The organism is Phycisphaerae bacterium, assembly GCA_012729815.1.
Lineage (GTDB): Bacteria > Planctomycetota > Phycisphaerae > JAAYCJ01 > JAAYCJ01 > JAAYCJ01.
Genome location: JAAYCJ010000018.1, coordinates 1 through 22346 on the forward strand (window position 1 = coordinate 1; position 22346 = coordinate 22346).

Here is a 22346-nt window from a genome sequence, read left to right on the forward strand (position 1 = left end):
GAAAAACACTGCGATGGGAGGGACTCGAACCCTCACCCCTTTCGGGACAGGAACCTAAATCCTGCGCGTCTGCCAGTTCCGCCACCATCGCGAAACCCGCTATAAAGGTAGCGGCCGGGGCGGGGAAAGTCAATCGGGGGTGGAGTCGGGCCTGGCGGCGGCGCCGCCGGACGGCTGGGCGGGCCGTTGCCTTTTGGGCCCGAGGCGGATTTAATAGTGGGTATGGCGGAGACGGATTCCCGGACACAACGGCGGCAGGCCCTCAGCAGCGCGATCGCAGGGTGGAGTTTCTTCAACCTGTCGCTGGCGGCCAAGTGCCGCCTGCTGTTCGGTTTGGCCGTGCTGCTGATCATCGCGGTGGCCCTCTCGGTGCCGTGGTACCGCATGGAGCGGCTGGTGGAACAGCAGAACGGCAAGGAGGCCCAGGCCATCGCCGAGGCCTACCTGAAGTTCCAGGTCCACCAGAACTATGCGGGCTTCTCGCCGGAGATGCTGCGGTACTTCTTCAGCACCGAGGAGCGGCGGTCGTACCCTCAGCCGACGCTGATCAAACTGGCGGGCAAGACGTCCGACCAGGGCCTGCCTCAGGACGAATTCACCGACGAAGGGATCGAGGAATTCCGCAACGACCGCGGCCGCAGCCAGATCTTTCAGATCGTCCGCGACGCCGACGGACGGCGGTCGTACCAGTACCTCCAGGCGATCCGGGCCGAAGCGTCGTGTCTCGAGTGCCACGGGCAGGGGCTTGAGACGGAGAAGTACCGCCAGGGGCAACTGGTGGGCGTGGTGAAGCTGTCGCTGCCGGCCGATCCGACGGACCAGCAGTTGCTGCTGAACCGGGCGGCGATCGTGGCGGCGGTGGCTTTGGCCACGCTGTGCGCGATCGCGGTGTTCTACCTGATCACGCACTGGCTGATCCTGGCTCCGATCGACAGCCTGCGCCAGGCGGCTGAGCTGGTCGCCTCCGGCCGGGTCAACGCCCGCGTGAACATTCAGAAGGGCGACGAGTTCGAGGATCTGGCCCGGGCATTCAACCAGATGCTCGACCACATCGAGGAGTCGCAGCAGAAGCTCAAAACGATCAACAAGTCGCTGGACGCCAAGCTGGGCGAGCTGGCCGAGGCGAACGTGGCGCTGCACGAGGCCAACCGGATCAAGAGCGAGTTTCTGGCCAACGTCAGCCACGAGTTGCGGACGCCGCTCAACTCGATCATCGGCTTCGCCGAGCTGGTCCAGGGCAACTCGCAGATCAAGGACGATCAGAAGCTTCAGCGGTACCTCAAGAACATCCTTGGCTCGGCCCGGTCGCTGCTGACCATCATCAATGAGTTGCTCGATCTGGCCAAGATCGAGGCGGGCAAGATGGAACTGCGGTTGGCCAAGCTGGTCCTGGACGACGTGTGCGAGACGCTCTACAACCTGACCAAGCCGCTGGCCGACCAGAAGCACCTGGAGGTCAAACTCTCGCTGGAGGAGGACCTGCCGGTCATGGAGACCGACGCGGGCAAACTCCAGCAGATCCTCTACAACCTGCTCTCGAACGCGATCAAGTTCACGCCGGAAGGCGGGACGATCACCCTGACCGCTCAGACGGTGCCGCCGGCCCACGTGCGGGTCAGCGTCACCGACACCGGCCCGGGTATTGCGGAAGATCAGCAGGAGGCCATTTTCGAGAAGTTCCGCCAGATCGACGGCTCGGCGTCGCGTGAGCACGGCGGGGCGGGACTGGGCCTGGCCATCGCCAAGGAACTGACGGTGATGCTCGGCGGAACGATCACCGTCGCCTCCAAACCGGGACAGGGAGCGACGTTCTCCGTGACGCTGCCGATCGAAGTCCCCTCGCGCGAAGTCCAGGTCCCGCTGGTGCGTCTCTGATCCGAACATCGCCCGCCGGTGTTCGGACCTGTAGGGTGGGCACCGCCCACCATCTTCGTTCAAGGTTGCGCGAAATCGGTTCCGCCGGAGAGGCAAAGGCGGCGGGCAGTGCCCACCCTACTCTTTCAGTTCGACCGACCAATAGGCCTGGTCGAGGAACTCTTTCCAGGAGGCGTAGCGCTCGCTGGTGAGTTTGAGGCTGATGGCGGGCGACCGCTTCGGCCGGATGGGCTTGCTGGTCAGGGTCATGTGGGCCTGTTCGGGTGTCCTGCCGCCCTTGCGGACGTTGCAGCGGAGGCACGAGCAGACCACGTTGTCCCAGGTGCTCTTGCCCCCCTGCGATCGCGGCACGACGTGGTCGAGGCTCAGCTCGGCCATGGGGAATCGCTTGCCGCAATACTGGCAGCGATTGCGGTCGCGGGCAAAGATATTGCGGCGGTTGAACTTGACCTCCTGGCGGGGAAGCTTGTCGTAGAACAGCAGCCGGATGATCCGCGGAACCGCGATGTCGAGGTGAACGGTGCGAAGCCACTCGTGGGCGCTGGGCTCGAACTGGAGCTTGAGCTGGCTCAACTCGGCCCACGATTCGAAGTCGTAGGTCTGATACTGGCCGTCCTCGACGCTGATGACCTGGGCGAGGTTGCGGAAGAGGAGACAGAACGCCCGGCGGACGGTGATCACCCGCAGGGCCATGTAGTGCTTGTTGAGCACCAGAACGTTGCTGTTTAAAACGCCGGCCGAAGCAACCACGTTCGTTACCTCCTGGACGGTCAATCGACAAAACGCCCAGTCGTTACCTATTTCTTACTTGGCGGCCATCCAATTGTCAACGGAGGTCGCGCAAAACTTGCCGCCGACCCGCGTCGCGAGACGCTCACACCGCCAGGATAGCCATTAACACTAATGGAATATAAGACTTCTGTTGGTGTTCCTAACGGTTATTGTACTCCACCGGATGCGGTTTTTCCTGCTTGAGCGCGGTTTTCACCAGCGTCCGGCGGCGGGAACCGATCGGGACGTAGCGGTAAGTCTCTTCGGCAAAGGAAGATAGGTTAGCGACGGTCGGCTGTGGGGCGGGTGCCGGTCTTAGGCTGTGTACCGGCGGAGGTTCTCCAGGCCGATGCGCAGGGCCTCGAGGTTGTCCTCCATGCCCTCGAATTCGATCGAGAGCGGCCCGGCGTAGCCGGCGGCCTTGAGCACCCGGATGCACCCGACGACGTCGATATCGCCGTGGCCGATGATCGACCCGCGCAAGTAGTTGCCTCCACGGGACTTAAACCACCCAGCCCCCGGATCGGGCCACTGGGAGGCGAGTTTCATGTGGAAGTCTTTGGCGTGGACGTGGAAGGCGTAAGGGGCCATGCGGGTCACGGCTGAGAGGCTGTCCTCGTCGGCGCAGGCGAAGTTGCCGATATCGACCAGCGAACCGAAGTTGGGGTGATCGACCGCTTTGACCAGTCGTTCGCAGCGGTCGCTGTCTTGGGCGAAGAAGCCGTGGTTTTCGACGGTGGTCTTGACGCCCAGGTCGGCTGCGAACGCGGCGACCGCTCGGCAGCCCTCAGCCAGGATAGGCAGCGCAGCGGCAAAATCCGTGGACCCCTTGTGGCCTTCGGGAAAACCGCGGGTCGCGTCGTGGCGCATCGTCGGCACGCCGAGCGCGGCGGCCACCTTGACCTCGCCCTTGAGGCGCTCGGCCTCAGCCTGCCACGACGAGGCATGGAGGAAGTCCGCTCCGATGGTGTAGCTGTAGATCGGCAGGCCGCGGCGGGCGCAGGCCTCGCGGACCTTCTTGGCAAAGCCAAGGATCTCGGGCGAGTCGGCGGGCAATCCCAATCCGGAAAACTCGATCCCGTCAAAGCCCAGCTCGGCCGTCTTGTCGATGACGCCGAAGTAGTCGAGCCGTTTCTCGCTCAGATAGCGATGATAGCTGTAGGAACTGACGCCGATTTTCATGGCACAGCCTTTCAATGGAGTGCGGATGGATCAGATGGAGATCGCGACTTCCTTGCCCTTCTGGCCCGAGGCGTAGACCGCGTCGATCAGCTTCATCACGGTCAGGCCCTCGCGGCCGGTGGCGGCGGGCGGTGTCTCGCCGCGGCAGGCGGCCACGAACGAGCGGGCCTGAAGCTGGAAGCGGTCGTCGTCCTTGGTCTGCGGGGCGATGTCGGCGATGTTCCGGTTGAACTCGGTGTAGAGCCTCAGCGGCTTGCCGTCAAACAGGCGAGCGCCGCCCTTGTCGCCGAGGATCTCGATGGAATTGCCCTCATCGGTGTTGGCCGCCCAGGAAATGTTGAACTCCATGCTCGCTTGGTCGCCATAGCGGACGAAACCGGTGGCGAAGTCCTCGACGTCGAAGGTGCCCTTGTAGTCCGGCGGACCGGCCCACATGCCCACGTAGTTGTAGTTCTTCATGTCGCAGCCGAACTTGGCGTACGTCATGGCGGAGACGCTCGTGGGCTTCCACAGCTCGCTCATGAACATCGAGATATCGAAGTAGTGGACGCCGATGTCGATCAGCGGCCCGCCGCCGGAACGGCTCTTGGTGGTGAACCAGCCGCCCATGCCCGGGATCCCGCGGCGGCGAAGAAGCGTGACCCGCATGTGATAGACCTGTCCGAGCACGCCGTCCCGGACGTACTGCCGGACGAGCTGGGCCTCAGCCGCCTGGCGGTAGACCATGCCGATCTGGAGCACCTTGCCGCTTTTGTCGGCGGCGTCCACGATCTGCTGGGCCTCCCTGGCGTTCAGGGCCATCGGCTTTTCCAGGAACACGTGCTTGCCCGCCTTCAGGGCGCCGGTCGCCATCTCGCGATGCAGGTTGTTCCACGTGCAGACCAGCACGGCATCAACGTCGGCCTTCAGCAGGTCGCGATAGTCGGTGAAGCGATCCTTGACGCCGAGCCGGTCGCCGACGGAATCCATCCGCTCCGGAACGATGTCGCACAGGGCGGTCACCTCGGCCCGGTCGGCCGCGCCCGCCTGGTAGGCGTTCAGGTGAACATTGCCGATCGTGCCAATCCCGATAACGCCGAGCTTCAGCTTGCCTGCCATGGCCGTTTCCTTATTTGCACTTCACAATAATGCGCCAGTACGAAGGAGCGTTTTATAATGCCTCGGCCGCGGCAAGACAAGTCATTTTGACGGGCGGATCGTCTTGGCGGAGCCTCATGCCTTGAGAACAGCGGCAAGGGCCTCGCGAAGGGTGGGATAGCGAAACTGATAGCCGGCGGCGGCGAGCTTCTCGGGCACAGCGGCCTGGCCGGCCAGCACGGCCTCGGCCATCTCGCCCATGGCCACCCGCACCGCCGGCGAAGGGACTCTCATCCAGACCGGGCGATCGAGCACCTCGCCGAGCGTGTGGGCGAAGCGGCGCATGGTGACCGGCTCGGGAGCGGTCACGTTGACCGGTCCGGAGATGTCCGCATGGTCGAGTGCGAAGGCGACGATGCCGGCCACGTCCTCGCGATGGATCCACGGAATCCACTGATCTCCCGAACCGACAACCCCGCCCAAAAAGGCTCGAAAAACCGGCAGCATGCGGCTGAGGAACTCGTCGTCGCGGCCGATGACCGGTCCGGTGCGGGAAATCATCAGCCGCACCCCATACGCCTCGACGCGACGGGCCTCGTCCTCCCAGCCCCGGCAGACGTAGGCCAGAAACCCGCCGCCCGACGGGTGCGACTCGGTGACCCGCCCGCCCCGAACATCACCGTAGTAGCCGGTGGCGGAGGCGCTGATCATCAGGGCGGGCTTGCGGTCGGCCTGGGCGATCGCCTCGACCAGGGCGCGGGTGGGCTGAAGGCGGCTGTTGAGCAACTCAGCCTTGCGCCGCGGCGACCATCGACCAGCGATGACCGACTCGCCGGTGTAGTTGATGACCGCGTCCGCCCCGCTCACGCAACGCTGCCACGGGCCGCCGCTGCGGCCGTCCCAGCCTTCGACCTCGATCGATTCGCCCGCCGGCGGCCTGACCCGTTCCGGACGGCGCGTCAACAGCACGACGTGATGCCCGTCACGCAGCAGCCGCAGCTTGACCGCGCTGCCGATAAAACCCGTTCCACCGGCCAAAACGATCTTCATGACCCGCCCCCCCGAAAGTGATCCGGGTATCCTCCATCACGTATTGAGTCTCCAAATCGCGATGTTCAGCCAACTCGCGAAGGCCACCCACCCGGCATACGGCAGCAGCAGCACGGCGGCGATGACCGACCGGGGCCAGATCAGGATAACCAAAGCCGCAACCGTCGCCAACAGCAGAATAATTTCCACCACCGAGCCGGCGAGCCAGTGCTGAACGAAGAACAGGTAGCTCCAGAAGGCGTTGAGAAACGCGTTGACCAGAAAAATCGCGACGATCGCCCGAAATCGCGAATCGTGCGGCGTGCCGTTCCAGACGATCAAAGCCGATGCGGTGGTCAGAATGTAGATCACGCCCCAGACCAAGCCGATCACCGCTCCCGAAGGCGTAGAGGCCGGCAGCCGCAGCGTGCGGTACCACTCCATCCCGGCCTCGGTGAACTCAGAGCCCATCGACGCGACGATGATCGTGATCAGCGGAATGACGATGTAGTTGAGCTTCACGATTCACCCCCCTCTTTCACCGCGGCGCAGCCATCGGCGATGTTACGCCAGTCGCGACAGAACGTCCTGAAGCTGCACGACCGCGGCCTTGAGTTCCTCCTCCGTCCGTTTGCGCTCGATAACGTAGCCAAGCTGGTCGGCGATGGCCGTGGCCAGACTCTGCTCCTCCTTGAGGAACGGTCCCTGGTCGGCTTCGGGTTGCTCGCGGACATACCCGACCTCAAGCCGCCCGATGACCCGCTGGTCCGATCCGATGGGCGCGCTGAGCGTCCAGGGCGTCTCGGCGAAGTTGACCGTCCGGTACTCGCGGCCGTCCGCCACGATCCGGGCGCAGGCGGCGTCCGGATACCGCCACGCCGACGGGATCAGGTCCACCGTCTTCTGGAGCACCTCGGCCAGCGACAGGCCGGGCTTTTCCACCACGTTGAAAACGGCGTAGAGGCAGTTGAGCTCGCGCACCAGTTCCCGCAGCGACTTCTCCACCCGCTTTCGCTCGCTGACGTCGACGCAGGAGACCATCATGCAAACCGCCTTCTCGCGCTCGTCGACGACCGCGCTGGCCGCAAGCTGCACGTCGAAACGCGACCCGTCCTGGCGGATCGCGACCAGTTCGCCGAACCAGTCGCGGCCCTTCTGGACCGCCCGGACCGCCTCGATCGCCTTCGGCTGGGTCTCCCAGAACTGCGAGACCGAGCGGCTGAGCACCTCCTCTTCAAGCCGATATCCCAACATCTTCAGGAACGCGGCGTTGGCGTAGGTGAGCCGACCGTCGAGGCCGACGATCGCGATCCCGCTGATCGACGAGGCGATCGCGCTGTCCTTGATCCGCATCGCCGCCTCCGCCTTCTTGCGCTCGGAGATATCGCGGGCGATCGAAAGCACCACCGGCTCATCGTGCAGCTCGAAGAGGTGGGCGTTGATCTCGACGGGAATGCGCCGCCCGTCCCTGCCCACGTGCACCGTCTCGAACAGCACGTGCCGCGTTTCGTGCAGTTCGGCCATCACCTCCGGCAAAGCGGCCAGGCTCTCCGGATCGTTGATGTTGGCCGGGGTCAGCTTCGCCAACTCGTCCCGCGAATAGCCCAGACGCCGGCACGCGACGTCGTTGACCTCGATGAACTTGCCCGGCATGCCGTCCTTCTTGACCCCGTGCAGGTACGCCGCGTCGTCGATGCTGTTGAACAGCACGCGGTAGCGCTGCTCGCTTTCCCGCAGGCGGACCTCAGCCGTCCGGCGCTCGGTCACGTCGCGGAACACGACCACAACCCCCTGCACGCCGCCCTCCTCGTCCGCAATGGGCGCCGCGCTGTCGTCGATGGGCAGGCGGTGGCCGTCCTTGGCGACCAGAAGCACATCGCCCGCCCGAAGCTGGCGGACCCCGCCATGCTCAAGAATCTGCGCCGCGTAGCCGTCGACCGGTTCGAGCGTCCGCTCGTCGACCAGGCGGAACACCTGGTTGAGCGCCTGGCCCTCCGCCTCCTGCTGGGTCCGTCCGGTCAGCTCCTCAGCCACCGGATTCATGAACGCCACGCGACCGCGCGAATCCGTCGAGATGACAGCGTCGCCGATGCTCCGCAGCGTGGTCGAAAGCCACTGCTCGCGCTCCCGAATCCGCCGCTCCATCGCGTGCTTGTAGAGGGCGACCTCGATGTTGGTCTCCAGCTCGCGCTCTTCAAACGGCTTGAGGATGTAGCCGAAGGCCTCCGTCACCTTGGCCCGGCTGAGGGTCTCGCGATCCGAATAGGCCGTCAGGTAGACCACCGGCAGGCCGGCCCGGCGGCGGATTTGCTCGGCCGCCTGAATCCCGTCCATGTCCCCCTTGAGCATGATGTCCATCAGCACCAGGTCGACGTTCCCGTCCAGGGCCTTCTCGACCGCGTCGCGTCCGGTGGCCGCCACCGCCGGAACGGCATACCCCAGCCGCTCCAGGCGTTGCTTGAGGTCCTTGGCGACGATCTTCTCGTCCTCGACCACCAGTATCCGTGCATCCGTCATAAACACCCCCTTGACGACGGCCGCTCACGGCCCCGGTCCCGGCTGATCGCCATCATCCGCATCCATGCCGAGGGCCGCACCCGCCCTTCCATCGGCGGGCCGACCCGTTCGGCTCTCAGTCGGCCGGAATCGTGAAACAGAACGCGGCGCCCTTCCCCGGCGCCGACCGGACCCACATGCTCCCGCCGTGACGCTCGATGATCTTCTTGCAGATCGCCAGGCCCACGCCCGTTCCCTGTTGAGCGTCCTGGGCCCGCGCCCGGCCCAGCACGTCGAAGACGCGATCGGCCTGCGACGGGTCGATCCCGATCCCGTTGTCCTGAACCCGGAACAACCAGTAGTCCTCCTGGCGCCGGGCGTCCACGCGGACCGCCGGGACCTCCTGCGACCGGAACTTGATCGCGTTATCAATCAGATGCCGGAACACCAGCACCATGTGCGCCGGATCGGCCACCACCGTCGGCAGCACGCTGCGGGCCACCTTCGCGCCGGCCGCCTCGATTGCCGCGGCCAAACCGCCCAACGCCTCCGCAAAAACGACGTTGCAGTCCACCGGACGCAGGTCCAGACGCTTCGATCCGGCGTACAGATAGGCCCGCATGTCGCGAATCATCCGCTCCCGAACCGAGAACTCGCGGCGGTCCCGGCCGTGGCGGTCGAGGGCGGTGCGGATCGTGCGGCAAAGGCACTGCTCGTCGTAAGGCTTGAGCACGTAACCGTACGGTTTGCTCGCGTGGGCGCGATCCGCGGTCGCTTCGTCCCCGTGCGCGGTCAGATACACCACCGGAATGTCGAGGCTTCGATGGATCCGCTCCGCCGCCTCGATGCCGTCCATCTCGCCGTCCAGCACGATGTCCATCAGAACCAGATTCGGACGGTGCTCGCCGGCCAGGCGCACCGCGTCCTCGCCGCTGGCCGCGACGGCCGGCACGCAAAAGCCGCAGTCCTCCAGCCCCCTCTGGATGTCCTTGGCCACGATCAGTTCGTCCTCAACAACCAGAATTCGCGTTTCCACCATGCACCATCGCTCCTCGCCGCTTCGCCGGCGGCCGGCCTCGCCGCCGCCTCGAACCCGGTCACTTGGCTGGAATTGTAAAGTAGAACGTCGCGCCTTGTCCAGCCTCGGACTCGATCCACAGGTCGCCTCCGTGGTGCATCGCGATCTTCCTGCCAACGGCCAGACCGATGCCCAACTCCGGATGTTCCGGACGCCGCTTGGCGCCGGGAAAGATGGTAAACAGACCTTCAGCCGTCTGCGGGTCCAGCGTGGCACTCGAACACCGGACGGCGAACTGCCACTTGCCTTCCCGCCGTTCGGCCCCGACGCGAACCTCTCCGGGCCTCTCGCCGCCCAGGCGGATGCCCGCGTCGAGAAGATTTTCGAACAGCTTGACCATCAGTTCGCGGTCGGCCATGACGGTCGGCAGTTCCTCCGCGACCATCGGCGTCCCGCGCCGGCGGATCGTCTCGCCCAGCCGCGACTGAGCCTCGGCCAGAACGGACCCGGTGTCGGTCGGCCCGAAGCTGCGGCGGCTGACGCCGACCCGCAGGTAGACAAACAGGTCGTGCAGCAGCCGCTCGGTGTACTCGGTGTCGGCGACGGCCGACGCCAGCGCCCCGCGAATGTCCGGGCTGACCGCCTCCTGCGAGATCGTGGCCTCCAGCCGATCCTCGACGGACTCCAGCAGCCGGTCCAGTTCGCCCGCCGCCAGTTGCGTGACGCGGTCGAGTTCCTCGCCCGACTGGCCCAGCTCACGCTCGGCCTTGAGCAGACGCTCCTTGACCCACTCGTGCTCGATCACGTTGCCCAGCAGCACCGACACCGCGTTGATCAGGCTGCGCTCCTCCTTGAGGAAGGGCCCTTCGTAGCTCTCCGGCCGCTCCTCCAGGTAGCAGACCTCCAGCGTCCCGACCCGCTCCTGATGGACGCGGATCTCCGCCTCCTGACGCCAGCGGGTCTGGCGGAAGTTCTCCGTCTCGTAGCTCCGGCCGTCCAGCACCACCCTCGCGCAGGTGATGGTCGGATACTGCCAGGCGAACGACATGGTGTCCACGATCCGACGCAGCATCTCATCCAGCGGCGTGTCGGGCCGCTTGATGATCCGGAAGATCGTGTAGAAGCAGTTGAGCTCCTTGATCCGCTTGCGAAGGTACTCGGCGTGCTGCCGAAGAACGTGCTCGGCCAGGCGGCGCTCCGTGATGTCGCGAAGCACCAGGACGATCCCGATCACCTCGCCGCGGTCGTCCTTGATCGGAGCCGCGGAGTGGTCGATCGGCGTCTCCGCCCCGTCCTTCGAAATCAGCACCGTGTGGTCAGTCTCGACGCTGATGCGGTCCGACTCCTCGAGCACCTTGCTCACCGGATTCGGCAGGTGCGTCCGCGTCTCCTCGTCCACCATGTCGAGGACGTCCATCAGGCTCTGACCCAGAGCGTCGCGGGCCGCCCATCCGGTCAGGGCTTCTGCCACCGGATTCATGAAGCTGACCAGGCCCCGCGTGTCGGTGGCGATCACGCCGTCGCCGATGCTCCGCAACGTCGTCGAAAGCCACTCCTCGCTCTCCCGCAGCTTGTTCTCCATCTTGTGCTTGTACAGGGCGATCTCGATGGTCGTGCGCAGCTCCCGCTCCTCGAACGGCTTGAGGATGTAGCCGAACGGCTCGGTGACCTTGGCCCGGCGAAGCGTCTCGTCGTCCGCGTAGGCCGTCAGGTAGATCACCGGGATGCGCAGCTTGTCCCGGATCCGCTCGGCCGCGGTCACGCCGTCGATCGGACCCTGGAGCATGATGTCCATCAACACCAGGTCCGAGCGGGTCTGCTCGGCCTTGTCGACCGCCTCCTCGCCGCTGGCCACCACCGCCGGAACCGTGTAGCCCATCGTCTTGAGCCGGTCCTCGATGTCGCGGGCCACGATGCTTTCGTCCTCGACGACGAGTATCTGTGCGTGAGACATGATCCAAACTCCTTTTCTATTCTCCCTTCGGGAACACGATCGTGAACCGCGTCCCCCCGTCCCGTTCCAGTTCCACCGTCCCGTCCAACTGGTCGGTCAGCGTGGTGACCAGCTGGAGGCCCAGCGACTCCGTCTTGCGGAAATCGAGATCGGCGGGTATGCCCGTCCCGTTGTCGCTCACGACGAGCCGGTACTCCCGCTCGGCTGGATGCAGGTCGATCCGAATCTCCCCCCGCCGCCCGTCCGGAAACGCGTGCTTCAACGCGTTGGTCACCAGCTCGTTGATGATGATGCCGCACGGAATGGCGGTGTCGATCGGCAGCGCGACGCCCTCGACGTGGACCCGCAGATCGACGCCCGCCCGCCGCGTCCCGTACGACCGCACCAGGTGGCTGGCCAGACTCTGAACGTACTCGGCAAAATCCACCCGGGCCAGATCCTTCGAGCGGTAGAGCTTCTCGTGGATCAGCACCATCGAGCGGATGCGATTCTGACTCTCGCGGAAAACGTCCAGGGCCCGCTCGTCCTGGATGTACCGCGACTGGAGGTTCAGCAGGCTCGAGATGATCTGCAGGTTGTTCTTGACCCGGTGGTGAATCTCGCGGAGCAGCACCTCCTTTTCCTGGAGCGACGCCTTGATCTGCTCCTCCGCCCGCTTGGCCTCGGTCACGTCGGAGATGAAGCCTTCGATGGCTGAAAGGCCGCCGTCGGCCGCGAAGACTCCCCGCCCCTTCTCCCACACCCACCGCTCCCGCCCGGAAGCGGTGTGGATGCGGTAGACGAGCTGGAACGCCCGCCGCTCAGCCAGCGCCTCCTGCACCGACGTCCAGACCATCTCGCGGTCGTCGTCGTGAACCAGGTCGCCGTAGGAAACCGTCCGGTTGGCGCCGGAAAGCACCGACGAGTGGTATCCGGTCAGATCGTAACACCCCTCGCTGACAAACAGCATCGCCCATCGCGGATCGTTGAGGCAGCGGTACGCCATGCCGGGCAGGTTGCTCATCAGGGTCGAAAGCGTCCGCTCGCTCTCCCGCAGGGCCTCCTCCGCCTCGCGGCGTTCGCGACGCACTCGCGCCTCGCGCAGCTCGCGCTCGACGGCGGGAGCCAACCGGGTCAGGTTGTGCTTCATGATGTAGTCGTGAGCGCCGGCCCGCATCGCCTCCACCGCCGTCTCTTCGCCGATCGCCCCGGAAACAATGATGAACGGCAGGTCCAGCCCGCGCTCCCTCATCAACGCCAGGGCCTTCGGCGCACTGAACCGCGGCAGGGAGTAATCGGCGATCACCGCGTCCCACTCCCGCTCGTCCAGGGCGCGGTGCATGGCCTCCGCCGTCTCGACCCGCGTCGTGATCAACTCGTACCCGGCCGCCGTGAGCTGATAACCCACCAGCGTCGCGTCGTCTTCCGAGTCCTCAACGATCAATGCCCGCAGCGGCTCGGCCATCACGCGCTCCTGACTCTCGGCGGCGGCTCGCTGATCCGCAGCCAGTAGGTTCCCAATTGCTTGACCGCCTCGGTGAACTCCACAAAGTCCACCGGCTTGCGCACATAGCTGTTGGCCCCGGAAGAGTAGCTGTTCTGAATGTCCTGCTGTTCCCGCGACGAGGTCAGCACCACCACCGGAATGCAGCGCATCCGATCGTCCCGGCGCATCTCCTTGAGCACCTCGATGCCGCCCAGCTTCGGCAGTTTCAGGTCCAGCAGCACCATGACCGGCGTCTGCGACACGTCGCGACCGGCGTACGGCCCGCGGCAGAACAGGTAGTCCAGCGCCTCCGCCCCGTCCCGAACCACCACCACGTTCCCATTGACCCCGCTCTTGTCCAAAGCTCGGAGCGTCAACGCCTCATCGTCGGGATTGTCTTCCACCAGCAGAATGCTCTTCGTGTCCATGTCCACCCTCTGATGTGATTTCCACCGACATTCCACAACATCAGCCTACGCCTCGTCCGCCTACAGCGATGGCGGTCCCTTTGTTGGCTGATCCCACCCTGTTTTGACACAAACACTCCACATTCCGGCACAATCGGAGGTCCGTAGGGCCGGAACTCTTCCCCCGTCAATCGGCTCAATCTAACTTCAAATTCTAGCGTTGCCCATACGCCCTGTCCAGCCAAGTCCCTAACGGCACGTCCAGCCGTTGGGCCATATGCCCCCTGATTCACTACTTTATAGCAAGTCGATCGGCCTCTCAACAAAAACTCTGTCTGCCCCACCAGACCGTCAAGCGCAGCCGCCCTAAACCGCGTCAGCCGTGATGGTCATATCTGTGGAAAGAACCTGACCCGAAGCCAGCACCGAGCACTGCCCAAGCCGCTGGGCCTCCATAACCAAAAGCGGCATGGCTGTGCACGGCTCCAGCACGGCCACGACATGCCCATCCAGCCCGCCGTAAGAGGCGAAATAGCAGACATATGGAAAAACTCGCGGATCGAACCGGATCTCCACCCGCCGACGCCCATCGCCGCTGCGCCAGCCGACCCGCCCTTCCCGCAACTCGTAGAGAAACAGAAAGTCGGTCGTCCCGTCCGGCTGGGGAATCATGTCGGCTCGTTGGCCGTTAACCTCAGGCCAGTCAAAAGGTTCAGCGGTTTTGCCGCGTGCCCACGCCACGTCCGCCGCCACCGCCCTGCCGGCTGGGCAATCGATCCGGTCGCCGGGTTCGATCGCCAGGGCCGCGTGCAGCTTCCACAAAAATGCCCGCGATGCGCCGGAAGTATTGGTGATAGCATAGTTTAGATGCACCGCCGGCCCGTCGCGATCCAGGCGCATCTCACGCCGGTAGCGCAACCCCGAAAGCGGCAGAAGCCCTTCCAGCACAAGGGTTTGCCCGTCGAACCGGTGTCCCAGCGGCGTCGGCCACAACTCCCCATGATCGGGATACCCAATTCCATCCACCGTCTCCGGAATATCTACGGGGATGATCTCGTCGATCCCGCCGTAAAAGTTGGGATCATACGTATTACCGGGCTCTGCGCGGGCGAGCCGCAGCCGAGGATTGTGCCAGAGGAATTGATGCGCGGAGGGTTTGTGGGTCAGGTTGACGATCCGCCCCCCGATCGACGGGGCCACGTCCACGGCCAGATGGTCGCTTTCGAGCCGCACCAGCGGCACATCGCCCGCCGCATGTTCCTGCCGGGCGGTCATTCCGGTTCGATCGCGAAGAAGCCCGCGGTGTAGGTCCGAGGCAAGGTCACCTCCAGACCCTCGCGGGCCAGTTGGCCGCCGGTTCGCTGGGCGACCAGGGCGCCCTCGTCATCGACTACTCTATAATTGATGCTTTCGTCCAGACCTTCGAGGCGGAATGTCCGACTCTCGGAGAGGTCGTGGAGGCGGTAGACAAACAGCAGACTCGCCGGATTGTCCGGATGGGCCAGGCGCAAGGCCGACCAGCCGCTGCGATTCTCTTTAAGCTCGGGCGGGGTCAGCAGATGTGCGACCGAACCGGCGATGAATCGCCGCCAGCGTTTGAAGATCGCCACGTGATGGGCCAGGCGCTTGCGGTGGGTTTCGGTCAAGCCGGCCAGATCGCCGGTAAAGCCCACCATGCCGGACAGGCAGACCCGCGCGACGAAGTCGAGGTCGGCGGTCTCGGAGCGGTCCCAAGTGGCGCCGCTGGGAACCACCACCTTGTCCACATCCTGTTCAGGCGGCACGCCGTAGGTGGGCACGGACTTGCCGATGGACCGCAGGGCCGCCCATTTGCCCAGCCGGCCCGGAGGCAGGCGCAGCAAGGCACCCTCGTTGATCCGCAACACGTCGACCGGGTTGACGGTATCGGAGAGGAAATGGCTGTCGAAGTGGCGGAGGGTCTCGATGTCCAGTCGCATGGCCCCGCTGGCGCAGTTCTCGAAGAAGGTCTCGGGGCATTCGGCCCGGACTTGATCGAGAACGCCGTACCAGTGTCGGTAGTAGGTCCAGAACTCGGCCCCGGTGCGGTCGCGCCCCATGTGGAAATTGAAATCCACCTTCATCCACGCCAGTTGATAGGTCTTGACGAGGCGGACGATTTCGGAGCGAATGTACTGGCGGGCTTCGGGCTTTCTTAAGTCCAGCCGATAGTGGTCGCCTTCGCCGGGCAGAAACCACTCGGGATGTTCGGTGCGCACCGGCACCGACGGACAGAAACGTTCGGGCTCCATCCAGATGCCAAAGCCCAGACCCGCGCGGCGGACCTCGTCGGCAAACTCCTTCATCCGGCCGCGGAAGGCCTTGGCCCGGTTCTCCCGCCAGTCGCCGGTCTGGCTATGCCACGACGTGTCCTCCGCTCCGTACCATCCGGCGTCAATCGTGAAGACCTCACAGCCGATTTCCGCGGCGGCGGCAAGCTGCCCGCGCAGATCCTCGACGTTGAGGTTGTCGAACTGATAGAACCATGTGTTGTAGACGACAGGGGCTTCGGGCTTGGCGCCGGGGCAACACCGGCCCAACAGATACCGATGGAGGTCCGGAGCGGCCTGGTGGACCGGACCGGCGCCGATCGGCTGAAGGATGATCTCCGGAAGCTCGATCCGCTCGCCGGCCGCCAGTTCCAAAGCCAGGTTCTGATCCGAGAGGCCCAATTCGACCACCGCAAAGGGAATCGAATCATTCCAGTGAGTGCGGGCGGCAACCTCAATGGTCCAGTTGCCGATCGGCAGGACGTGGAAACCGACCGCGCGGTCGCCGATCCGGCGAAGCACGGCAAACGGGCTGCTGCCCTGCGTGGTCCGGCCCTGTTCGCACCAGAACCGCACCGAGCCGTGGTTCAACTCGCGCCAGTGCCCCTGGTTCTCATTGCACCACCGGCTGTCCTGGCCGTAGACCTCATAGCGGCCGGGCGTGAAGGGAAACCGGGCCAGGCAGCGCTGGATGGTCACGGGTTTTTGGCCGACGTTGACCACCGTATCTTGCCGATGGCAGACGCCCGTTTCGGCGTCGAACGCCCAGAGGCTCTCGATGCGAAGCGAAGGCCCAGCCGTCCAGACCAGCCGGGCCTGTGCCTCGTCAAATCGGTGCTCGACCGGCGTCAGATCGCCGCCTTGAAAGACGCCTTCATCCGTCCGCACGGAGAGCAGCCCTCGGGCCGCTGATGGCCCTTCATCGCGGCTGCAATAACCGGCGGTCAAGCCGTAGACGTCCTTGAGGTACACGCGTCCGTCGGCCTCGCCGAAGACGAGGCCGCGGTCGCCCGAACCAAACCGATGCTCGTTCACGGACTAGCCTCCAATCAGGCGATTGAGGATGTACAGGTCGAGTTCTTCGTAGTCGCGGTCGCCGATCATCTTGGCCATCTTCTTGTCGTCCAGGCCGCGGCTGATCTTCAGAAGCTTCATGAATATCTCGCGACTGTTGCGCAGGTGCTTGGTCGCGGGCGACTTCTGGGTTCGCATGGCCTTGATGTCGAGGCCGACGAACTCACCGTTGCGGCCGTAGTCGTACCTGTCGAGCATGCGGACCTGGTTGAACGCCCGTCGCAGATCGACCGAGCCGAAGGTCTTGTCCTGGTCGAACTTCAAGCCGTTCTGGTCGTTCAGGTGCACGGTCCAGAGCTTGTCGAAGGCGAGGGCGAAGCCCATCTCGTCGGACGGATCGAGCCCGGCGAGGATGGCGTGGGCGCTTTCGATGTTGATGCCGACCCGCGCCGGATCGACGGTCAGTTGGGCCAGGGCCAGGGCGTGGCCGGTGGTCGGGATGTAGGCCTGGTCCATCGGCTCGTTGGGCTTGGGCTCGATGGCGATGCGGATGCCCTTGTCGTATTCGAGCATCTCGTTGATGGCCTGGACGAGGTGGCCGACGGCGGCGCGGCTGTCTTTCGATTCGCGGATGTAGGTTCCTTCGCGGGCCAGCCACAGGACGATCAACTTGGTCTCCAGGGCGTTGGCGATATCGACGGCGATCAGGCTCCGCTCGCGGGCGTACTGACGGTTCTTGGCGCTGTTGGCGGTATAGCCGCCGTCGATGGTGCGCGGGTCTTCCCACAGCCGCGGGGCGACGAACTCAGCCTTCAGGCCGTGCTGGTCGAGCCGGCGTTTGACGCCCTTGGCCTGCTTGACGATCTGGTCGGCCGTCAGGTCGTTAAGGTCCGGAACCGCGTCGTCGTCGTGGAACTGGACGCCCTCGAAGCCCAACTCGCGGTACATCGAGAGCTTCTTGTTGAACGGGATGCTCTTGCGGACGGTCGGACCGAACGGGTCGGCGCCTTCGTGGATGTTCCAGGGGCCGAATGAGAAACGGAATTTTCCTGCCATGACTATCCTCCAGTTTGCAGTGACACGATTGCGGACACAATCCCCAAAACAACTGGGCGTAATCGCCGGCTAAAGCCGCGATCAGTTTACGCGCTTCGCCACCCCCAGTCCATTCGTTTCGCATATTCCTCGGCGATCGACCGCATCCGGCGGTAGAGCCCGGCGGCGTCGGCGTCGGACGTCACGCACAGGGCGGGAATCACGATCACGTCCGGCGCCATCAGCTCCATGACGCGGCGGTATTCCTCGACGGCGAGGTCCGGCTGCGATGGAAACTCGCCGAGGTAGACCATCGCCCGTTTGCGGCAGACGTCCTTGATCTTTGGCAGATCGCTGCGGCTGTAGGTGTAGCTCAGGTCGATCGCGCGGATCGGCGGCGTATGTTCGAGGTACGGGGCCAGGCACGGGTTGGGTCCGCAGTTGTGCAGCCCGCCGCCACCGTATTGTGCGAAGACCATGTTGTGATACGGGATGGAGAATTGCCGGTAGGCGGCGGGCGAGATGTTGGCGCTGATGTCGTCGGAGACGTGGCCCTTGCGGCCCTCGGGAAACCAGTAGTCGGGAAAGTCGGTGGTGGTGATGCGGTCCTCGCCACCCGCGGCTTGGATCTGCCGGTCGATGGTGGCGATGAACAACTCCTGGATCTTGCCGAGCAGGCATTCGAGGGCCCGCGGCTCGTCGATCAGGGCCAGGTACAGCATCTCGGCTCCGAGCAGGTCGTTGGCGACGTTGAGGCCGCCGGCCATATCGAGCAGCGAAACGGCGATCAGGCCCTCGCCGGCCTCGGCGAAGCGGCGGACGCGGTCGATGCCCCCGGCGAGTTGGCCGGCGTCCGGCGGCGGTGCGGGCAGATCGGCGATCGCGTCGAGGTCCGTGATGGGCGGAACCTTGATGCCGCAGGTCTGATTCGGATCGTCACCCCAGTAGAGATCGGCGCCGAAGGCGGTGGCCAGGCACGAGCAGCCGACGTCGGGCCGGATGGCGGGAATCACGTCGCCGTTTGGAATGGCCTTCCAGGTCAACTCGACGGTGCGAAGGGCTGCAGCGAGCTGCTTGTCGCCGTCGAGGAACTGCTCGCGGATCGACGGACCGGGTGAGGAATCCACGACGTTGACGAGCACGGGCAGATGATCGACGGGCCGGCCCGCCCACAGGTCGCGGACGAGCTGCTTGCGCCGTTCGATTTCATTCCGGTCAAGGCCGATGTGTGCGATCCGAGTCATGCGCGCCGTCCGCTACGAGCCAAAGCCCTTGATGATCTCGACCAGCTTCGCCGAGCGAGTCTTATCGAGCGGGTTCTCAGCCGTCCCGCCCAGCCTGGCCGCCAGTTCCCCGGCCAGCGCGTAGGTGTCCTTACCGCCCTGGGCCTGCCAGGCGGCCAGCGGACCGCGAATCGAAACGCGCGGGGGCAGGTACTCGTTGGAGCGGAGCCATTCGAGCGTGTGCTCCGCCGTCAGGTAGTCGCCGCGTGGGCCGATCTGTTTGATCACGTCGCGGGCGACCGTCTGGTCGGTCACGCTCACGCCGTCGGCGATGCGCCTGGACATGGCGGAGATTTCCTCATCCATGACGAGCTGCTCGTGGCTGCACGTCATGCCGGTGGCGAACATGCCGCAGTTGACGATCAGGTCGTTGCCCGCGGCCACCGAGCAGAAGGTGGAGAAGGTCTTTTCCCAGGCGTTCTGCTCGTCATGGGCGTGGTTGTCGGAGTTCGGCGCGGTGGTGTGGGTCGGCGTCTTGTAGAACCGCCCGAGCTGAGCGCCGGCGATTCGGCAGATGGTGGTCTCGGTCGAGCCGACCAGGGCCGCCCCGGTCCGCATGTCGGTGGTGGTCCACGAGTTGGCGTACATCACCTTGGCCCCGGGCCGGAGCATCTGGATCATCACGAGACCCGAGACGCACTCGATGTTGTTGACGGTCAGCAGACCGGCCAGCGTGTACGGGGCGGAGACGCCGGCGTTCGGCTCGGGCAGGATGGCCAGCGGCACGTTGGTGGTCAGCGTGTCGCGGATCGCCTCGATCACGCCGCCTTCCCAGTACAGCGGGCTGGTCGGCGAGAGCTGGCTGATCGCGTAGACCTGGTTCTCGAAGTCGCCCGCGAACGCGGCGCGGGCCAGTTCGATGATCGCCCGGTTGACCTTGCGGTTGTCGGTGGAGAAGTAGACCGGCTTGCGGCTGTTCTCGATCACCGCGCGGACGCCGTAGAGGAGGCTGGCCTCCGGGTCGGGCACGTCCTGCGGCATGACGGGAATGCCGATCATGTCGATGGTCTCGAGGCGGTCGCAGATGCGGGCGAAGGTTTCGACGTCGGCCACTGTCGATGGGCGCGTCCGGCCGGTCTTCGAGTCGACCCAGAAGACGGCGTTATGGCCGGCGGCGATCTTGGGCACGCCGTCGCCGAGAACGAACGCGGGCCGTCCTTCGCGGTCGAAGACCTCGAATTGCGAAGGAATGGCGGCCAGCGCGTCCTCGACGCAGCTTTGCGAGAACCGGGCGATGCCGGCTTGGCGATCGACCGTCACGCCTTTGCCGGCGAGAAAGTCGAGCATCTCACGGCTGTCGATCTTCACGCCGCAGTGGGCGAGGACGTCGATCGTCGCCTCGTGGATTTGGCGGACCTCCGAGTCGGATAGAACTCTGAGCGTCGATAGTTTCATGACTAAGTCGCCTCGATAGAAACTCCCATGTTGTCAGCGGCCGAACGCCCCGCTCCCTCACGGTCGCGGCGTTTTCCGGAAGCGTCAGCTTCGTCCCAGATACTGCCGGGTCTTCTTGAGCGATTCGACGTCGTCCATCGAGGGGGCGAATTCGAGGGCGAAGACGCCCTGGTAGCCGAGCTGTTCGATCCGATCGAGGACGAACGGGTAGTTGATCTCGCCCTTGAAGACTTCGTTGCGGCCGGGCACGCCGGCGGAGTGGAAGTGGCCGATCACGTCGATGTTGCGCTCGATGTGCTTGACCAGATCGCCGTCCATGATCTGCATGTGATAGCAGTCAAAGAGCATCTTCATCCGCGGCGAGTTGAGCTTGCGGCAGATCTCGGCGCCGAGGTCGCTGGAGCGGACGAAGTAACCGGCGTGGTCGTAGGTGGTGTTCAGCGGCTCCAGCAGCAGCGTGATCTGGGCGTTCTCCGCCATTTCGACGGTCGGCTTGAGGCCTTCGATCACCGAGTCGAGCATCTGCTGGTCGCTCAGCCCTTCGACCTCGTTGCCCGTGCAGACGATGGTGGCGCCGATGCCGGCCCGCTTGTTGAAGCCGAGGGTGAAGCGTGCCCGTTCGAGCCACTGATCGCGGTTGGCCGGGTTGGTCAGCCCGCCGCCCAGCGAACCGTCCGGCGCGCCGATCACGGTGTTGGTGATGCGCACCTTCGCGTCGGCCGCCAGCTTCGCCAGGTCTTCCGGCGCGCCCTGGAAGCTGCCGTCGACGAACCACATTTCCACGTTCTTGAAGCCCAGTTCCGCCGCCTTGGTCAGCCGCTGCTCGAACGGCAGCTTGGTCAGGGCCATTTCAATGCACAGTCCCAGTTCCATAGTCAACTCCCTTCACACGTGGTCGAATTGCCGTTCCATTCGTTTCGATCGCTGCGCGTCCGGCTCGAAGCAACCGACCCGCAGCCGGTCCACCTCAAGCTGAACGGTCAGTGGCCCGGGATTCGATCCGGGCCACCGCCGATTCCGATGCTCAGGCCGCCACCGCGGACGCTCCTATTTGAGCACCGCGTGCAGGACCTTGTTGACGCCTTCGGCGATCGCGTCGCAGTCCTGTTCGCTGTAGCCCCACTCGATGCCGAGCATGATCGACCGGGCGAGCAGGTCCAGCGTTTTGGGGCACATGTCTCGCGAGTACTTGGGCAGCTCATCGGCGGGCACCGCCGACCAGGGCAGCCCGTCGCCGGCCACCGATTTCCTGTCCAGGATGTGCTCCCAGTAGCTGTAGATGTGCCAGTCGCGGACCTTCGAGTCGTAAACGCCGCCCGCCGGCACGCCCTCGGCCTGCATGGCCGACAGCGCCTTCCTGGTCGTCTCGGCGTCGGGCAGGAACATGGTCAGGCAGATCGCGGTGTCGCCCGCCTCGTCGGTGATGCGGCGGAAGCTCAGGCCCGGAAGCTTGTCGATCGCGTCCTTGATCCGGCGCTTGGCCTTGCGATACCCAGCCAGCATCTGCTCGGCTTTGCGGATCTGGGCGATGGCGACCGCCCCTTCCAGCTCGCTCATGCGGTAGTTCTCGCCGCAGAACAGCTCGCCTTCCTTGCGCTCCTGGGCGAAACGATCCGGCCGCCAGCAGGCGGCGCAGTCGTGCCAACTCTGGGCGCGGGTGTAGAGCCACTGGTCGTCGGTGGTCACAAAGCCGCCCTCGCCGCTGACGATCACCTTGTAGTAGTCGAAGCTGAAGCAGCCCATAGTACCGATACTACCGAGCCGTTTGCCCTTGAAACTGCCGCCGCCGGCCTGGGCGACGTCCTCGATCACCGCGATGCCCTTGCGCTTGGCGACGTCCATGATGGCGTCCATCTGGGCCGGAGCGCCCCGCATGTGGACCGGCACGATGGCCTTGGTCCGCTTGGTGACGGCGGCTTCGATCTTGGCCGGGTCGAGGCAGAGGGTCTCGTCCACGTCGACGATCACCGGGATGGCGTTCGACGAGGCGACGGTCGCCGAGGTGGCGAAGAACGTGTAGGCGGGCACGATGACCTCGTCACCCGCCCCGATGCCCA

At 65.0% G+C, this 22346-nt stretch carries 18 protein-coding genes and 1 tRNA gene; 1 reads left to right on the forward strand and 18 read right to left on the reverse strand.

Features of this window, described 5'->3' with window-relative positions:
- Positions 1-9: 9 nt before the first annotated feature.
- A tRNA-Leu gene (locus tag GXY33_01380) sits at positions 10-91 on the reverse strand.
- 131 nt (positions 92-222) lie between these two features.
- Here GXY33_01380 and GXY33_01385 point away from each other — a divergent pair.
- On the forward strand, positions 223-1875 hold the full coding sequence (locus tag GXY33_01385) for a HAMP domain-containing protein (protein ID NLX03774.1): 1653 nt from the start codon (positions 223-225) through the stop codon (positions 1873-1875).
- Between the two features lie 117 nt (positions 1876-1992).
- On the opposite strand, the gene GXY33_01390 is transcribed toward GXY33_01385, so the two are convergent.
- The 17 genes from GXY33_01390 to GXY33_01470 all read right to left on the reverse strand — a co-directional run.
- The gene (locus tag GXY33_01390; GenBank protein ID NLX03775.1) at positions 1993-2568 is read right to left on the reverse strand and encodes an HNH endonuclease; all 576 of its coding nucleotides are present in this window, start codon (positions 2566-2568) and stop codon (positions 1993-1995) included.
- 393 nt (positions 2569-2961) lie between these two features.
- On the reverse strand, positions 2962-3828 hold the full coding sequence (locus GXY33_01395; GenBank protein ID NLX03776.1) for a sugar phosphate isomerase/epimerase: 867 nt from the start codon (positions 3826-3828) through the stop codon (positions 2962-2964).
- 30 nt (positions 3829-3858) lie between these two features.
- Positions 3859-4926: a Gfo/Idh/MocA family oxidoreductase gene (locus GXY33_01400; GenBank protein NLX03777.1), complete on the reverse strand. Its 1068-nt coding sequence runs from the start codon at positions 4924-4926 to the stop codon at positions 3859-3861.
- Between the two features lie 114 nt (positions 4927-5040).
- Positions 5041-5955: a TIGR01777 family protein gene (locus GXY33_01405; GenBank protein ID NLX03778.1), complete on the reverse strand. Its 915-nt coding sequence runs from the start codon at positions 5953-5955 to the stop codon at positions 5041-5043.
- A 36-nt stretch (positions 5956-5991) separates the two neighbouring features.
- A complete protein-coding gene (locus tag GXY33_01410; protein ID NLX03779.1) occupies positions 5992-6456 on the reverse strand; it encodes a tryptophan-rich sensory protein in 465 nt (154 codons plus the stop codon).
- A 42-nt stretch (positions 6457-6498) separates the two neighbouring features.
- On the reverse strand, positions 6499-8451 hold the full coding sequence (locus GXY33_01415; protein ID NLX03780.1) for a PAS domain S-box protein: 1953 nt from the start codon (positions 8449-8451) through the stop codon (positions 6499-6501).
- Between the two features lie 115 nt (positions 8452-8566).
- Positions 8567-9469 (reverse strand): response regulator, encoded by a 903-nt coding sequence (locus tag GXY33_01420; protein ID NLX03781.1) that lies wholly within the window; start codon positions 9467-9469, stop codon positions 8567-8569.
- Between the two features lie 58 nt (positions 9470-9527).
- Positions 9528-11402, reverse strand: coding sequence for a response regulator (locus GXY33_01425; GenBank protein NLX03782.1), 1875 nt, complete (start codon positions 11400-11402; stop codon positions 9528-9530).
- Between the two features lie 16 nt (positions 11403-11418).
- Positions 11419-12846 (reverse strand): PAS domain-containing protein, encoded by a 1428-nt coding sequence (locus GXY33_01430; GenBank protein ID NLX03783.1) that lies wholly within the window; start codon positions 12844-12846, stop codon positions 11419-11421.
- Complete coding sequence (locus GXY33_01435) at positions 12846-13295, reverse strand: response regulator (protein ID NLX03784.1); 450 nt, start codon at positions 13293-13295, stop codon at positions 12846-12848. The genes GXY33_01430 and GXY33_01435 overlap by 1 nt, the downstream gene beginning before the upstream one ends.
- Before the next feature lie 345 nt (positions 13296-13640).
- Complete coding sequence (locus tag GXY33_01440; GenBank protein NLX03785.1) at positions 13641-14549, reverse strand: DUF5107 domain-containing protein; 909 nt, start codon at positions 14547-14549, stop codon at positions 13641-13643.
- Positions 14546-16597 carry a hypothetical protein gene (locus GXY33_01445; GenBank protein NLX03786.1) on the reverse strand — a complete coding sequence of 684 codons (2052 nt, stop codon included), beginning with the start codon at positions 16595-16597 and terminating at the stop codon, positions 14546-14548. The genes GXY33_01440 and GXY33_01445 overlap by 4 nt, the downstream gene beginning before the upstream one ends.
- A 3-nt stretch (positions 16598-16600) precedes the next feature.
- The gene (locus tag GXY33_01450; GenBank protein ID NLX03787.1) at positions 16601-17632 is read right to left on the reverse strand and encodes a TIM barrel protein; all 1032 of its coding nucleotides are present in this window, start codon (positions 17630-17632) and stop codon (positions 16601-16603) included.
- Positions 17633-17718: 86 nt separating this feature from the next.
- Positions 17719-18855 (reverse strand): hypothetical protein, encoded by a 1137-nt coding sequence (locus tag GXY33_01455; GenBank protein NLX03788.1) that lies wholly within the window; start codon positions 18853-18855, stop codon positions 17719-17721.
- Between the two features lie 12 nt (positions 18856-18867).
- Complete coding sequence (locus tag GXY33_01460; GenBank protein ID NLX03789.1) at positions 18868-20289, reverse strand: hypothetical protein; 1422 nt, start codon at positions 20287-20289, stop codon at positions 18868-18870.
- 84 nt (positions 20290-20373) lie between these two features.
- A complete protein-coding gene (locus tag GXY33_01465) occupies positions 20374-21162 on the reverse strand; it encodes a TIM barrel protein (protein ID NLX03790.1) in 789 nt (262 codons plus the stop codon).
- A gap of 174 nt (positions 21163-21336) precedes the next feature.
- Positions 21337-22346 (reverse strand): glutamine--scyllo-inositol aminotransferase (locus GXY33_01470; GenBank protein ID NLX03791.1); only part of this gene is annotated, 1010 nt, incomplete at its 5' end.